The organism is Flavihumibacter solisilvae (genome assembly GCF_000814475.1).
Taxonomy (GTDB): Bacteria; Bacteroidota; Bacteroidia; order Chitinophagales; family Chitinophagaceae; genus Flavihumibacter; species Flavihumibacter solisilvae.
In genome coordinates, this window is record NZ_JSVC01000043.1 from 1 (window position 1) to 1,514 (window position 1,514).

Here is a 1,514-nt window from a genome sequence, read left to right on the forward strand (position 1 = left end):
CTTACAAATGTCCTTTCATAAGTGCCGGTGGTGGTATAGGTCTCGCCATTCCAGCTATAGGGTAACTGGCTCGCGCAGATGGTGGCATTGGTTGTGCTGGTCAGGATCTCATTTACCACCAGGTTAAGGGTAGCAATGGAATCACAACCAGTTGCACTTACAAATGTCCTTTCATAAGTGCCGGTGGTGGTATAGGTCTCGCCATTCCAGCTATAGGGTAACTGGCTCGCGCAGATGGTGACATTGGTAGTGCTAACTTTTATGGGATTAATTACTATGACCAATGTTGTGGCTAAACCACACTGATCAGGATTAGGTATAAATGTATATACCGTTGACCCCGAAATAGACGTATTAATGATAGAAGGTGTCCAAATGCCGGTAATGCCATTGTCTGATGTTGTAGGTAAAGATGGAGCAATTGTATTCTGACATAACTCACCAACAATATCAAAGGCAGGCAATATTGATGCTGGCTGGGTAATGGTAACTATTGTGGTGGTACTACAACCTGAAGCATCAGTTACCGTTACAGTATAAGTTCCTGCTGTTAGGTCGGTTGCAGTTGCGCCAGTTTGTACCGGTAGCGTGCTCCAGGAATAAGTGTATGGTGCGGTTCCACCTGTAACATTTACAGTTGCTGATCCGGTCGCAGTACCGAAGCACGATGTATTGTTACCTATTGTTGTTGCCGTAAGCTGTGTAGGTTCTGTAATGGTAACCGTAGTGGTTGTGATACAACCTGCAGCATCAGTTACCGTAACGGTATAGGTTCCGGCAGCCAGGCCTGTTGCAGTTGCACTGGATTGTACTGGCAGGGTGTTCCAGGAGTAAGTGTATGGTAAGGTTCCACCGCTTACGTTCACGGTGGCCGATCCGGTCGCAGAACCGAAGCACGATACATTACTACCTATTGTTGATGCCGTAAGCTGTGTAGGTTCTGCGATGGTAACCGTAGTCGTTGTAATACAACCCGCAGCGTCAGTTACCGTAACCGTATAAGTTCCGGCAGTAAGGCCTGTTGCTGTTGCACCAGTTTGTACAGGTGAAGTGTTCCAGCTATAGGTAAACGGTGCACTGCCGCCGCTCACGTTCACAGTTGCAGATCCTGTTGCAGTACCGAAGCACGAAGCGTTAATGAAGGAAGCACTGGCGTTCAGGACTGGTGGTTCGGTGATGGTAACCATAGTAGTTGTAATACAACCTGCAGCATCGGTCACGGTAACGGTGTAAGTGCCGGCAGTAAGGCCTGTTGCTGTTGCACCAGTTTGTACCGGCAGGGTATTCCAGGAATAAGTGTATGGTGCGGTTCCACCTGTAACATTTACAGTTGCTGATCCGGTGGCCGTACCGAAGCAGGATGCGTTGTTTGTGGTAGTGCTTGCGGCAAGCAATGGCGGTTCGGTGATCGTTACCGTAGCCGTAGTGATACAACCCATTGCATCGGTAACAGTTACCGTATAGGTTCCAGCGATAAGATTAGATGCAGTAGCAGTTGTCTGTACCGGCGAAGT

General features: G+C 48.3%; 1 pseudogene. It reads right to left on the bottom strand.

Annotated features, from left to right (window positions below):
* Positions 1–1,514 (bottom strand): annotated as a pseudogene (locus OI18_RS22495) (SprB repeat-containing protein); the annotation flags it as partial.